Source organism: Achromobacter sp. ACM01, from assembly GCF_014851745.1.
Classification (GTDB): domain Bacteria; phylum Pseudomonadota; class Gammaproteobacteria; order Burkholderiales; family Burkholderiaceae_B; genus Achromobacter; species Achromobacter aegrifaciens.
Map to the genome: position 1 here is coordinate 494,636 of NZ_JACVAF010000003.1, position 13,095 is coordinate 507,730.

At 65.2% G+C, this 13,095-nt stretch carries 11 protein-coding genes; 3 read left to right on the plus strand and 8 right to left on the minus strand.

What is annotated here, in order from left to right; translation table 11 throughout:
- Positions 1–129: 129 nt before the first annotated feature.
- Genes IB268_RS17040 through IB268_RS17050 form a run of 3 tightly spaced genes read right to left on the minus strand, consistent with a single transcriptional unit; the run spans position 130 to position 3,760 of the window.
- Complete coding sequence (locus IB268_RS17040; RefSeq protein ID WP_054450669.1) at positions 130–1,470, minus strand: MFS transporter; 1,341 nt, start codon at positions 1,468–1,470, stop codon at positions 130–132.
- Positions 1,467–1,874: a heme-binding protein gene (locus IB268_RS17045; RefSeq protein ID WP_088139066.1), complete on the minus strand. Its 408-nt coding sequence runs from the start codon at positions 1,872–1,874 to the stop codon at positions 1,467–1,469. The genes IB268_RS17040 and IB268_RS17045 overlap by 4 nt, the downstream gene beginning before the upstream one ends.
- Positions 1,871–3,760 (minus strand): propionate--CoA ligase, encoded by a 1,890-nt coding sequence (locus IB268_RS17050; RefSeq protein ID WP_192354555.1) that lies wholly within the window; start codon positions 3,758–3,760, stop codon positions 1,871–1,873. Before IB268_RS17050 ends, IB268_RS17045 begins: the two co-directional genes overlap by 4 nt.
- Before the next feature lie 287 nt (positions 3,761–4,047).
- Between IB268_RS17050 and IB268_RS17055 the strand changes: the two genes are divergently transcribed.
- Entirely contained in the window at positions 4,048–4,707 is a 660-nt protein-coding gene (locus IB268_RS17055; protein WP_054450662.1) for a C40 family peptidase, read from the plus strand.
- A gap of 156 nt (positions 4,708–4,863) precedes the next feature.
- On the opposite strand, the gene IB268_RS17060 is transcribed toward IB268_RS17055, so the two are convergent.
- From IB268_RS17060 to IB268_RS17075, 4 genes are all read right to left on the minus strand, one after another.
- A complete protein-coding gene (locus IB268_RS17060; RefSeq protein WP_054451313.1) occupies positions 4,864–5,187 on the minus strand; it encodes a DUF2325 domain-containing protein in 324 nt (107 codons plus the stop codon).
- Between the two features lie 193 nt (positions 5,188–5,380).
- Positions 5,381–6,325 (minus strand): CysB family HTH-type transcriptional regulator, encoded by a 945-nt coding sequence (locus IB268_RS17065; RefSeq protein WP_054450660.1) that lies wholly within the window; start codon positions 6,323–6,325, stop codon positions 5,381–5,383.
- A gap of 94 nt (positions 6,326–6,419) precedes the next feature.
- A complete protein-coding gene (locus IB268_RS17070; RefSeq protein WP_054450658.1) occupies positions 6,420–7,913 on the minus strand; it encodes a CoA-acylating methylmalonate-semialdehyde dehydrogenase in 1,494 nt (497 codons plus the stop codon).
- A gap of 93 nt (positions 7,914–8,006) precedes the next feature.
- Positions 8,007–9,224 (minus strand): ABC transporter substrate-binding protein, encoded by a 1,218-nt coding sequence (locus IB268_RS17075; protein WP_054450656.1) that lies wholly within the window; start codon positions 9,222–9,224, stop codon positions 8,007–8,009.
- Between the two features lie 223 nt (positions 9,225–9,447).
- Here IB268_RS17075 and IB268_RS17080 point away from each other — a divergent pair, with 223 nt between their 5' ends.
- Positions 9,448–10,368, plus strand: coding sequence for a LysR family transcriptional regulator (locus IB268_RS17080; RefSeq protein WP_192354556.1), 921 nt, complete (start codon positions 9,448–9,450; stop codon positions 10,366–10,368).
- A gap of 51 nt (positions 10,369–10,419) precedes the next feature.
- On the opposite strand, the gene lptF is transcribed toward IB268_RS17080, so the two are convergent.
- Entirely contained in the window at positions 10,420–11,523 is a 1,104-nt protein-coding gene (lptF, locus tag IB268_RS17085; RefSeq protein ID WP_054450652.1) for an LPS export ABC transporter permease LptF, read from the minus strand.
- A 57-nt stretch (positions 11,524–11,580) separates the two neighbouring features.
- On the opposite strand from lptF, the gene IB268_RS17090 reads away from it, so the two are divergent.
- Entirely contained in the window at positions 11,581–13,089 is a 1,509-nt protein-coding gene (locus tag IB268_RS17090) for a leucyl aminopeptidase (protein WP_054450650.1), read from the plus strand.
- Positions 13,090–13,095 lie beyond the last annotated feature (6 nt).

Genomic DNA, 13,095 nt, shown 5'->3' on the forward strand with positions numbered 1-13,095 from the left:
CTTACGCAAAATGCGGGCCGGAGCCCGCGGCGCAAGGCCGGCGCCGGGTAATCAAGGCGTGCCGCCGCGCCCTCGACGCGGCGGCACCGGACAGTCCATAAGGATAGCAGCCTGCGCGAACCGCGCGCCTCAGGCGGCGCGCCGTTCCAGCCCGCGCTTCACGTCCACGCGCGACAAAAGGATGAGGCCGCCCACGAAGAACAGGCCGGTCACCAGGATCGCAAGCCGGTGGTTGCCGTGCGTGGCCCAGGTCACCAGGCCGTAGGTCAGCGGACCGATCACCGCGGCCAGTTGCACCGCGAAGGTCCACAGCGAGTAAAACTCTGCCAGCCGGCCGGCGGGCGCCAGCGCGCCGGTCATGGCGCGGCCCGCGCTCTGCGTGGTGCCCATGCACAGCCCGGCCAACGTGGCCGCGACCCAGAACACGGGCGCGGTCACGGCGGCGTAGGCCACCAGCACCATCACGATCCAGCCGCACAGCGTCAGGGCCAGCGCCGGCTTGTGGCCGATGCGGTCCTGCACGTAGCCGAACGAAAACGCGCCGGCCGCCGCGCCGATGTTTACGGTGAACACCAGCAGCATGATCTGCGGCGTGGTGAAGCCCATGACCTCCGAGGCATAGACCGCGGCCAGCGTGATCACCACCGAAATGCCCGCCTGGTAGCAGGCGATGCACATGAGCAGGCGGCGGAACTCCGGAAAATGCTGGCCGGTTTCGCGCCAGGCATAGGCCAGGCGCTTGAGCATGTGCAGCGCCTCCTGCTTGCCGGCCTGCGGCTTCGCGCGTTCGCGCAGCAGGAAGAAGGACGGCAGCGCCGCCAGCGCGAACACCGCGCACGTGACCACGATGACCCACGGCACGAAATGCTCGGCCGTCTCGCCACGCCCCTCGGCCAGCGTCACGACCACCAGCGACAAGCCCAGCGTGAGCATGCCGCCGCAATAGCCGAAGCTCCAGCCCCAGCCCGAAACGCGGCCCAGCGCGGAGGGCCGCGCGAGTTCCGGCAGGAAGGCCGCGACCACGGATTCGCCAACGCAATAGCAGTAGTTGGAAATGACGATGGCGGCCAGCGCCAGCCAGACGTCCCCGGGCCCGGCCTGCGTCAGCACCAGCGTAGCGGCCACGCAACCCACCGTGCTCGAAAACAGCAGGCGGCGCTTGCTGGCGCGCGCATCGGCGCGGGCGCCCAGCGTGGGCATGGTCAGCATGATGAGGAGGTAGGACAGCGACAGCGCCGCGGTCCAGGCCAGCGTGGCCCAGGGCGCGCGCCCGCCGACCACACCGACGAAATAGGTGCTGAACACCGCCGTGAGGATCACGGTGGTGTAGCCGGAATTGGCGAAGTCGTACATGGCCCAGGCCCAGACCTCGCGTTTGGCCACGCCGGGATTCAGGGGGCCGTCGCCCCCTGCTCCAGCGTTCTGCGCGGATGCGCCGGCCGGCGCATCCGACGGCTCGCCGTGGCTCATAGGCCCAGGGCGGCGATGCCAGCTTGAGCGATCAGCGCATCTTCGGTCGACTTCACGCCCGACACGCCGACGGCGCCGACGACATGGCCATTCGCCACGATAGGGACGCCGCCTTCCAGCATGCCTTCGAGGAGCGGCGCCGACAGGAACGAATAACGCCCGTTATTGATGATCTCTTCGTAGATCCGCGATTCGCGGCAGCCCATGGCGGCAGTCTTGGCCTTGGCCGGCGCAATATGGGAAGAAATCGGCGCCACGCCATCCAGGCGCAGCATGCCCATCAGATGCCCGCCATCGTCGACAACGGCAATGGCGACCGCCCATTTGTTCTGCAGGGCGTGTGCTTCGGCCGCAGCCAAGATCTTCTTGACGTCTTCGGCGGCCAGCACGGGTTTGGTATTCATTGCAGCGACTCCTTTATTTGTTCCAGGGCGGTGGGATCTTCTATGGTGGTCAGATCGCCGGGATCACGTCCTTCGCATACCGCGACGATCGCGCGGCGCAGGACCTTGCCGGAACGGGTCTTGGGCAATGCGCCCACGAACCGGATCCTGGCGGGCCTAGCCACCGCTCCCAGCTGCTCTTCCACCAGCCGCATGATATCGCCTTCCAGGCGCTTTGCCCCTTCCTCGGTTTCGGCTCCGGCGGGATTCTTGAGCACGGCGAACGCCATCGCAACCTGGCCCTTGAGCGAGTCCGCCACGCCCACGACCGCGCATTCGGCAATCGCGTTGTGGCTATTGACGGATTCCTCGATCTCGCGCGTGCCCAGCCGGTGGCCCGCCACATTGATCACATCATCCGTGCGCCCCAGGATGAACCAGTAGCCATCGGCGTCCACCAGGCCCCAGTCGAAGGTCGAATACACCTGGCGGCCGGGAATGGAGGTGAAGTAGGTCTGCACGAAGCGCTCGTCGTCGCCCCAGATGGTGGACATGGCGCCCGGCGGCAGCGGCGGCACGATGGCCACCACGCCTTTCTGGTCGGGGCCCAGATCCTCGCCCGTGGACTCGCTGACGATGCGCGCGTCAAAGCCATATACCGGGAACGACGGGCTGCCGAAGCGCGTCGGGACCTTTTCCACGCCAGGCTGGGCCGACAGGATCGGCCAGCCCGATTCCGTCTGCCAGTAGTTGTCGATGATGGGCTTGCCCAGGCCGCCCGAGATCCATTGCGCGGTCGGCTCGTCCAGCGGTTCGCCCGCCAGATAGACCGCACGCAACGAGGACAGGTCGTGGCGCTTGAGCAGCTCCGGATCCTGGCGCTTGAGCACGCGCACCGCGGTCGGCGCCGAGAACAGGGTGTTGACGCCGAACTCCTCCACCAGCTTCCACAGGATGGCGCCGTCCGGACGCACCGGGGTGCCTTCATACAGCACCGTCGCCTGCCCGCCGATCAGGGGGCCGTAGATGATGTACGAATGGCCCACCACCCAGCCGATGTCGCTGGTGCAGAAGAAGGTGTCGCCGGCGCGGCCGTCGAACAGGTATTCCATGGACGAGGCCAGCGCCACGGCATAGCCGCCGGTATCGCGCTGCACGCCTTTGGGCCTGCCGGTGGTGCCCGAGGTATAGAGGATATAGCTGGGCTCCGAGGACTCCAGCCATTCCACCGGCACCCGCGCGCCCAGGTGGCGCTGGCGCAGCGTCTCGTAATCCAGGTCGCGTCCTGCGACGGGTTCGAACGGCGCCAGGCCGCGGTCGAACACCACCACCGAGGCCGGCGGCGTCTTGGCCAGCGCCAAGGCACGGTCCAGCAAGGGTTTGTAGGGCACGACCTTGCCGCCGCGCGAACCGCCGTCGGTGCAGACCACCACTTTGGGCGCCGCGTCGTCGATGCGCTGGGCCAGATTGACCGAGGCGAAGCCGCCGAACACCACCGAATGTACCGCGCCGATCCGCGCGCACGCCAGCATGGTGAACACGGCTTCCGGCACCATGGGCATGTACAGCAGCACCCGGTCGCCGCGCCCCACCCCGAGCTCCTTGAGCATGGCAGCGGCGGCGTTGACCTCTTCGTACATTTCCTGGCGCGTGTAGACGCGCTCGCGGTCGACCTCGGTGGACACCCAGATCAGGGCCGGCGTTTCGGCCTGGGTCGGCAGCCAGCGGTCGACGGCGTTGTAACAGAGATTGGTGCGCCCGCCCGTGAACCACTTGGCGAACGGCGGCCGGGAGAAGTCCAGCACGGACTCGAAGGGCGTCTCCCAGTGGATGCGGCCGGCCTCTTCCCGCCAGAACGCGTCGCGGTCATGTATCGAGCGGTAATGGAAATCCCGGGTTTTTTGCATTTATGTCTCCTGTTATCTTTCTTAGGCCTTAAGGCTGATTGATTTCTTCTCTGATCCTTCGGTCATTCTGGTAGGCAAACCTTGCACGAGGCTTGCCGCAAGTCAAAATGTTCTACCAAATGTCCACGCTGCATGGACATTAACGCCGGTTTCGTAACTAACTGGTCTTAAAAGTTTGGTAGAATCCCCGCGAAGTTGTAGAACAATGTTGATTTTGCTGACATCTCGGCCACATTCACGGCGAATTCCGTGTTTTTTGCCGTTATCTGCAAATCACCCCCAGGCGCATGCATCGACACTCCAACCACGCGAGACTGAATTCATCCTCCGGCCAAGCAACTCGCGGTCTGCGCTTGCTGGCGTTGGTTGCATGCGTGGTGGGTCTGGCAGGTTGTGCCGCTACAAATCAAAAGTCAACCGCCCATACGTCCGAGATTGACCCCTACGAGACGGAATGGGTCGCCACCTCCGATGATCCCATCGGCGTACTGGTAAGCCAGAAATTCAAGCGCGAACGCCAGAAGACCCACTCCGGCGTCAGCAGCGACAACGCCCTGGTCAGCGAAGCCCTGAACCATCTGGGCATCCGCTACCGCTTCGGCGGCAATTCCCCCGATACCGGATTCGACTGCAGCGGCCTGGTGACCTACACCGCCGAACGTTCGCTGGGCCTGAAGCTGCCCCGCAACGCCGCCGAGATGGCGCAGCAAGGCGTCTCGGTCGCCAAGAACGAACTGAAGGCCGGCGACCTGGTCTTCTTCAATACGCTGGGCCGCCGCTACTCGCACGTGGGCATCTACCTGGGCGACGACCGCTTCGTGCACTCGCCCAGCGCTGGCGGCGTGGTCCGCGTCGAAAACATGACCATGGCCTACTGGTCCAAGCGCTACAACGGCGCGCGCCGCCTGGACAACAGCCTGATGGCGTCCGCCCGCGCCTCCAACTGACACATTCCCAGGATAGCCGCCAGGCTCTCCCCGCTACAAGCAAAACGCCGCCGGACTTTCCAGTCCGGCGGCGTTTTTCCATCTCTTCGCGGCGCTTTGGGCCGCAGGCCGTTTCGGCCTCCCCAGTTTTTTGTTTGGCGGCGGCAGACCGTGTCTTCAGTGCACAGAGCCAGCCCGCTGGCACAGGCCGCATTGCTGCAGGGCCTGCTGCATGCTGCATACCGAACGCCGACAAGCGACGACTCGGATACCGCCACGTTGCGCGGCGTTGCGGAAGGTTTTCATGACGTTGTGGCCCAGGAAGTCGGTCAGCAGGATGACCAGCTGGGTGCCCGAGGGCAGTTGCAACGTCTTCTTTTGATGCGAGGGATCACGCCCGCTGATGTGGTGCGTGATCGAAATATTGTGCCCTTTGAGCAGATCCGGGATGTTGCCAAGGCGGTCGGCGCCCACTACCACTGCACTTAATCCTGCCGTCATGATGAACCTCACTGGGTCGTTGAGACTGGATGTAATGATAATGATTCCTATTTTTTAGTCAACTCAAATGAGATCAGTTCTTATTTAATTATTTTTATGAGCCCATGAAAAGGGATAGCGCGGACCGCGACGCATCAAGAAAAAAGGCGCGCCGCCCAATGACGCCGCGCCTCTCGCCCCGTGAAACGGATGCCTACTTGGGCGTGCCCTGCACCGCTTCGGTCACCACCGCGCGGGTCAGCGAAGGCGCCAGCATCTCCAGGAAGGTGTAGACGTAGTCACGCAGGAACACGCCTGCCTTCACGCCGACGCGGGTCGTATGCGTGCCGAACAGATGGCCCACCGGCAGGCCCACCAGGTTGCTGTCGCGGCGCGGATCGTAGGCTACGCCGGCGATGATGCCAATGCCCAGGCCCACGTCGACATAGGTCTTGATGACGTCGGCGTCGATGGCTTCCAGCACGATGTCTGGGTGGATACCCTGGTTGGCGAAGATCTCATCGATGGTGCTGCGGCCGGTGAAGGCGCGGTCGTAGGTCACGATGGGATACTCGGCCAGCTGCGCCAGCGACAGGCGCTTGGCGGCGCTGGAGGTCAGTTCGGCCAGGGGATGGTCCGGGCGCACCACCACGGTGTGTTCCCAGGCATAGACCGGCAAGGTCGCCAGGCCCGGCGTCAAGGCCAGCGATTCCGTCGCCAGGGCCAGGTCGGCCTGCTCATGCAGCACCATTTCGGCCAGTTGCGCGGGGCTGCCTTCGGCCAGCGACAGGTGCACCTTGGGGAATTGCTTGCGGAACGCGGGAATCACGCGCGGCAGCAGATAGCGCGCCTGAGTGTGGGTGCAAGCGATGACAAGGCCGCCTTCGTCGCGGCGCGCGAACTCGTCGCTGACCTTCTTCAGGTTGTCCACTTCGCGCATGATGCGGTCGATGACCTGCGACACCGCCAGGCCGGGCTTGGTCAGCCCCTTGATGCGCTTGCCGTGCCGTTCGAAGATCTTGATGCCCAGTTCGTCCTCGAACTCGATGATCGCCTTGGAGACGCCGGGCTGCGAGGTATAGAGCATCCGGGCGGCTTCGGTCAGGTTGAAGTCGCGCCGGATGGTTTCGCGGACAAAACGAAATTGCTGCAGGTTCATGAATTGGCCCCTGTTAGACGGGCCAATTATAAGCAATAAGGACGCCTTGTTATATAACTTATTTGTATAAGCTTACATGCAAGGCGCCCCCAGTTCAGCGCATCGAGATTGTGGTGTTCACGCTCTTGGCATGGGCCGACCAACGCGCCGTGACGGTCTTGGTCTGCGTCCAGAACTGCACGGCCTGCTTGCCATTGGGGCCCAGGTCGCCCAGTTTGGAGCCGCGCGAGCCGGTGAAGCTGAACCAGGCCACCGGCACCGGGATCGGCACGTTGATGCCGACCTGGCCGACGTCGATGTTGTTCTGGAAGTAGCGCGCCGCGCCGCCATCCTGGGTGAACAGCGCCACGCCGTTGCCGTTGGGATTGCGGTTGATGAACGCAACCGCGTCCTCCAGCGTTTCCACGCCCACCACGCACAGGACCGGCCCGAAGATTTCCTCGGTGTAGATGGTCATGTTTTCGGTGACGCCGTCGAAAATCGTCGGGCCCACGAAGTTGCCCTGCTCAAAGCCGGCGACCTTCAGGCTGCGGCCGTCCAGCAGCAGCTTGGCGCCTTCGTCCACGCCCTTCTGGATCAGGCTTTCGACGCGCTTCTTGGCGTTGGGCGAAACGAGAGGGCCGAGATCCGCTTCGCGGTCCATGCCGGAATTGACCTTGAGCTTCTTCGAGCGTTCGACGAAGTCAGGCAGCCAGTTGCGGGCTTCGCCCACCAGCACGGCCACGGACGAGGCCATGCAGCGTTGGCCGGCCGCGCCGAAGGCGGCGCCCACCAGCTGGTTCAGCGCGACCTCGGGATCGGCATCCGGCAGGATCACGCAGTGGTTCTTGGCGCCCATCATGGACTGGCAGCGCTTGCCGGCGGCGGAGGCACGGTTGTAGATCTCGGTGCCGACGCGGGTCGAACCGATGAACGAGACCGCCTTGATGTCGGGGTGTTCGCACAGGCCGTTGGCGGTTTCCGGGCCGCCGTGCACCACGTTCAGCACGCCCGGCGGCAGGCCGGCTTCCAGCGCCAGTTGCGCCAGGAACAGCGAGGACGTCGGATCCTGCTCGGAAGGCTTGAGGATGAAGGTGTTGCCGCAGGCCACGGCGATCGGGAACATGAAGCAAGGCAGCATGACCGGGAAGTTGAACGCGGTGATGCCCGCGCACACGCCCAGCGGCTGGATCAGCGTGTAGACGTCGATGCCGGAAGCGGCATTCTCGGCGTACTCGCCCAGCTGCAGGTTGGCGATGGAGCATGCGTGCTCCACCACTTCCAGGCCGCGGCCGACTTCGCCCTCGGCGTCCGGCAGGGTCTTGCCGTGCTCGCGGGTGATCATTTCGGCCAGCTTGCCGGTATTGGCGCGCAGCAGTTCCTGGAACTTCAGCATGACGCGCATGCGAGCGCCCTGCCCGCTGTTGCGCCAGGTCTTGAAAGCCTCCTTGGCGTTGGAGACGGCCAGGTCCAGTTCTTCGCGCGTGGCGAAGGGCACCTTGGCAACGACCTCCTGGGTAGCGGGATTGATCACGTCCCGCCATTCGGTGGTTTTGGACTGCACGAGCTTGCCGCCGATCAATAGCGGAACGCGGGGGACTTCACTCATTTGATGCTCCTCACACTGCATGGTCGATGCGGATGGAATCCGCATACATGGATGGTGAGGCGCCGGCGGCAAGGGCCTGCCGGCGCCCCGGGTTTACTTCTTGACCAGCGGGCAGCTCGAATCCGCCAGCGGCTGGAAGGCTTCGGCGGCCGGAATGGTGGCCACCAACTTGGAATAGTCCCAACCGCCCTTGGACTCGGACGGCTTTTTCACTTCATACAGGTACATGTCGTGGATCACGCGGCCGTCGGGACGGATGGACGCGTTGCGCATGATCGGATCCTCGATGGGCAGCGCGCGCATCTTGTCGGCCACCACCTTGCCGTCGGTGCTGCCGGAAGCGGCGACCGAGCGCAGGTAGTGCCGCACGCTGGAGTACACACCGGCCTGCGTCATGGTGGGTTTCAGGCCGCGGAACGCTTTCTCGAAGCGCCCAGACCACTGGCGCGTGGCGTCGTCGTAATCCCAGTAGAAGCCGTCCACGTACGACAGGCCCTGGGCGCTTTCCAGGCCCAGCGCGCGCAGGTCCGACAGGAAAATCAGCAACGAGACCAGGCGCTGGCCGCCGGCCACGATGCCGAATTCGCGCGCTTGCTTGACCGCGTTGACCGTGTCCTGGCCGCCGTTGGCCAGCGCCACGACCTGGGCCTTGGAGGCCTGCGCCTGCAGCAGGTAGGACGCGAAGTCCGGCGCGTTCAGGGGATGGCGCACGCTGCCGGCGACGGTGCCGCCCAGCGCTTGCACGGCCTTGGCCGTGTCGGCTTCCAGCGAGTGGCCGAAGGCGTAGTCCACGGTGATGAAGTACCAGGATTTGCCGCCTGCCTTTACCGTGGCCTTGGCGCCGCCCGCGGACTGCGAGTAGGTATCGAACATCCAGTGGAATCCCACCGGCGAGCATTCCTTGTTGGTCAGCGCCGTAGTGGCGGGACCGGAGAACATCACCACCTTGTTCTTTTCGCGCGCAATGCCCTGCACCGCCAGCGCCACCGCGGAATTGGTCAGGTCGGCGATGGCGGTGACGCCGTCGCGGTCGAACCATTCGCGCGCTTTGGCCGCGCCCACGTCGGCCTTGTTCTGGTTGTCCGCGGACACCAGCTCGATCTTCATGCCCTTGCATTCCGCGGCCAGGCAGTCGTCGATGGCCAACTGCGCCGCCGCCACCGAACCAGGCCCACCCATGCCGGCGTAGGTGCCCGACATGTCCGTCAGAATGCCGATCTTCACTGGCGGCTTATCCGCCGCCTGCGCCTGGCCGACCAATGCGGCGCCCAGACACAAGCCTACGGCCAGCCCGCGTGCGTGCAATTTCATGGATTTGTCTCCTGAGTTTTATTCGTTATGGCGCCGTCTACGCGGCCTGCGGTCCCGGGGTTCAGACCCCGGAGAGCCTGGCTACAGGCCCCAAGCCCGCCGACCCAGTGTAGATGTGTGAAAATCAACAAGCAACACTAGAAATGCACATTCCTTGTGCATTCATGCACAAGCAAAATTTGCCCGGCGGCGCAGCGCGCAGCCGGGCCTGGAGAGCCGGAAAGTGCTTGATTGGGACAGCCTGAGATATTTCCTGGAAGTGGCCCGCACCCAGCGGGTGAGCGCCGCGGCGCGCAAGCTCGGGGTCGAGCACACGACCGTGTCGCGGCGCATCCGCGCGCTGGAAGCTGAGCTGGACACCCTGCTATTCGAAAAGTCGCGCGGCGCGGGCTTCGTGCTGACCGAAGACGGCCAGCGCCTGTTCGTCCATGCCGAACAGATGGAAAGCACGGTGCATTCCGCCCGCGAAAACCTGTCGGGCATCGGCCAGGCGCTGTCGGGGCACTTGCGCATCGGCGCCACCGAGGGCTTCGGCAGCTATGTGCTGACGCCGTTGGCGGCGGACTTCCAGCGGCGCTATCCGCACATCACGCTGGACATCCTGCCGGTGCCGCGCTTTGTCAGCCTGTCCAAGCGCGAAGCCGACCTGGCCATCACCATCGAGCGCCCCCAGCGCGGCCCCTATGTGTGCAGCAAGCTGTGCGACTACACGCTGCGCCTGTACGGCACGCCCGGCTATCTGGCCAGCCATCCGCCGATCCGCGAGCGCGCGGACCTGGCCGACCACACCTTCATCGGCTACGTCGACGAACTGCTGTTCAGCGAGCGGCTGCGCTATCTGGAAGACCTGCTGCCCGCCAGCAGGGTGGTATTGCGCAGCACCAGCGTGGTGGCGCAATACCACGCCGCGTTGCAGGGCCAGTCGCTGGCGATCCTGCCCTGCTTCATCGCCGCGCAGGACCCGCGGCTCACGCCCGTGCTGGCGGACGAGGTCGAGATCACGCGCTCGTTCTGGATGTACTGCCATGAAGACCTGCGCAAGCTCAAACGCGTGACGGCCCTGTGGGAATTCATTCGCAAGTCAGTGCTGAAGAACGCCGACCTGCTGGCCGGCAAGGGCGGCACGATGAAGTACCTGCCCTGAAAAAGCCGCGGCCCGCGCTGGGCGGGCCGCAAGGCGCTGGATGTGCCGGCGTCAGGCGCTGTTCTTGGGCGCTTTCACGCGCAAGCGCCGCATCAGCAGGAAGACCGTCAGCATCGCCACCAAGGCATGGATCGCCCACACGCCCACGCCAAAGCTGAGCTTGCCGTTGGAGATCCAGGCGCGCGACAGGTTCATCAGGTTCATGTAGAGCAGGCCCACCAGGCCGGCGATGAGCAGGTCGCCCGAACGTCCCAGGCGCGGGTTGACGGCGCCCAGCGGAATCGCCAGCAACGCCAGGTTCAGCGCGGCCAGTGGCAACGAGACCCGCCACATCACTTGCGACCAGCTGCTATTGGTGTTGTCCGCAATCAATTGCGAGGTCGTGCGCGCCTTGGCGGAACGCTCCGCGTTGGCGCGCGCTTCGGCCACGGGATCGCCGCCGGACTTGCTTTCGAGGCGCAGGCCGTACTTGTCGAAGTGCACCAGCCGGATCTCGGGCGTGCCCGGCTTCAGGTCATAGCGATGGCCTTCGCCCAGCACCAGGAAGCGGTCGCCGTTGGGCATGGTTTCGCTATGGGCCTTGCTGGCGGTCAGCACGCTGAGCCATTCGGGACCATTTTCGCGCGCGAATACGTTGCCCAGTTCATCGCTGGGTTCCAGCGGATCTTCGGCGAAGAACACGCGGTTGCCGCCGGACGATTCCGCGAACTGGCCGGCCGTGACCTTGGACAGGTCGGAGCGCTGCTCGAAGCGTTCGTGGTATTCGCCGATCTGGCGGTACGCCCAAGGCGCCGCCACCAGCGTCAACCCCGCCACCGCCAGCGCCACGGGGATGGCGACGCGCAGCACCGGCCGGAACCAGTCGGCCAGCGAGAGGCCGCTGGCGAACCACACCACCATTTCCGATTCACGGTAATTGCGCGTGACGGTGGTGAGGACCGCAATGAAGACGGAGACCGCGAGAATGGTCGGCAATGCGGTGATGGTCGACAGCGCGGCCAGCACCACCACGACGTCCGCCCCGATGTTGCCGCCCGCTGCTTCACCGAGCAGGCGCACGAGCAACACGCTGAGCCATACGATGAGCAACGTGGAAAAGACAACGCCAGCGTGACTGGTGATCTCGCTGACGACAGAGCGTTTGAATAGAGACATGGGAGAATATGCGGGATAATCGACCGCATTCTACACAGACGTACACGGGAAACCCTCATGGAATTTAGCACACAGACCACTGCTTCCCTGCACCAAGTCAAGACCGCCGCCCTGGCCGTCGGGGTCTATGCGGAAGGCGTGTTGAGCCCCGCCGCCGATCTCATCGACCGCGCTTCCAATGGCGCGGTGCGTTCGGTGGTCAAGGCCGAGTTCCGCGGCCGCGCCGGCTCCACACTGACCCTGCGCAACCTGCCCGGCGTGTCCGCGCAGCGTGTGGTGCTGGTGGGCCTGGGCAAGCAGGAAGAATATTCTGCCCGCGCCCACGCCTCGGCCGAGCAGGCCTTCGCCGCGGCTTGCGTATCGGCGCAGCTGGCTGAAGGCGTGTCCACGCTGGTCGCCAATCCGATCGCCGACGTGGCTGTCATCGCGCGCGCCCGCAGCGCCGCCATCGCAGCCGGCAACGCCACCTATCATTACGACGCCAGCTTCGGCAAGCCCGACCGCGACGCCCGTCCCAAGCTCAAGAAGATCGTCCAGGTCGTCGAGCGCGCTGACGCGGCCCAGGCCCAGAAGGGCCTGCGCGAAGGCGGCGCCATCGCCAACGGCATGGACCTGACCCGCACGCTGGGCAACCTGCCCGGCAATATCTGCACGCCGACCTACCTGGGCGAGACGGCCAAGCGCCTGGCCCGCGAGTTCAAGTCGCTGAAGGTGGAAGTGCTGGACCGCAAGCAGGTCGAAGCGCTGGGCATGGGCTCGTTCCTGTCGGTCGCGCGCGGCTCCGAGGAAGCGCTGCGCTTCATCGTCCTGCGCCATGCCGGCAACAAGGCCGCCAAAAAGACCGCCAAGGGCGCGCAAGGCCCCATCGTGCTGGTCGGCAAGGGCATCACCTTCGATGCCGGCGGCATCTCGCTCAAGCCCGCCGCCACCATGGACGAAATGAAGTACGACATGTGCGGCGCCGCCAGCGTGCTGGGTTCGTTCCGTGCCCTGGCCGAACTGGAGCTGCCGCTGGACGTGGTGGGCCTGATCCCGGCTTGCGAAAACCTGCCCAGCGGCAAGGCCAACAAGCCGGGCGACGTCGTCACCAGCATGGCTGGCCTGACCATCGAAATCCTGAACACCGACGCCGAAGGCCGCCTGGTGCTGTGCGACGCGCTGACCTACGCGGAACGCTTCAAGCCGTCCGCCGTGATCGACATCGCCACCCTGACCGGCGCTTGCGTGGTGGCCCTGGGCAACGTCAATAGCGGCCTGTTCTCCAAGGACGACGCGCTGGCCGATGCGCTGGCCGCGGCCGGCCGCCAGTCGCTGGATACCGCATGGCGCATGCCGATGGACGACGCCTACCAGGAACAGCTCAAGTCCAACTTCGCCGACCTCGCCAACATCGGCGGTCCTCCGGCGGGCGCGGTCACGGCGGCCTGCTTCCTGTCGCGCTTTGCCACCTCGTACCGCTGGGCCCACCTGGACATCGCCGGCACCGCCTGGCGCGGTGGCAAGGACAAGGGCGCCACCGGCCGCCCCGTGCCGCTCCTGATGCAGTACCTGCTGGACCAGGCTTGAAACGGC

Coding starts and splice junctions, on each gene's coding strand:
- IB268_RS17040 (WP_054450669.1), bottom strand. CDS start 1,470: ATGAGCCACGGCGAGCCGTCGGATGCGCCGGCCGGCGCATCCGCGCAG.
- IB268_RS17045 (WP_088139066.1), bottom strand. CDS start 1,874: ATGAATACCAAACCCGTGCTGGCCGCCGAAGACGTCAAGAAGATCTTG.
- IB268_RS17050 (WP_192354555.1), bottom strand. CDS start 3,760: ATGCAAAAAACCCGGGATTTCCATTACCGCTCGATACATGACCGCGAC.
- IB268_RS17055 (WP_054450662.1), top strand. CDS start 4,048: ATGCATCGACACTCCAACCACGCGAGACTGAATTCATCCTCCGGCCAA.
- IB268_RS17060 (WP_054451313.1), bottom strand. CDS start 5,187: ATGACGGCAGGATTAAGTGCAGTGGTAGTGGGCGCCGACCGCCTTGGC.
- IB268_RS17065 (WP_054450660.1), bottom strand. CDS start 6,325: ATGAACCTGCAGCAATTTCGTTTTGTCCGCGAAACCATCCGGCGCGAC.
- IB268_RS17070 (WP_054450658.1), bottom strand. CDS start 7,913: ATGAGTGAAGTCCCCCGCGTTCCGCTATTGATCGGCGGCAAGCTCGTG.
- IB268_RS17075 (WP_054450656.1), bottom strand. CDS start 9,224: ATGAAATTGCACGCACGCGGGCTGGCCGTAGGCTTGTGTCTGGGCGCC.
- lptF (WP_054450652.1), bottom strand. CDS start 11,523: ATGTCTCTATTCAAACGCTCTGTCGTCAGCGAGATCACCAGTCACGCT.
- IB268_RS17090 (WP_054450650.1), top strand. CDS start 11,581: ATGGAATTTAGCACACAGACCACTGCTTCCCTGCACCAAGTCAAGACC.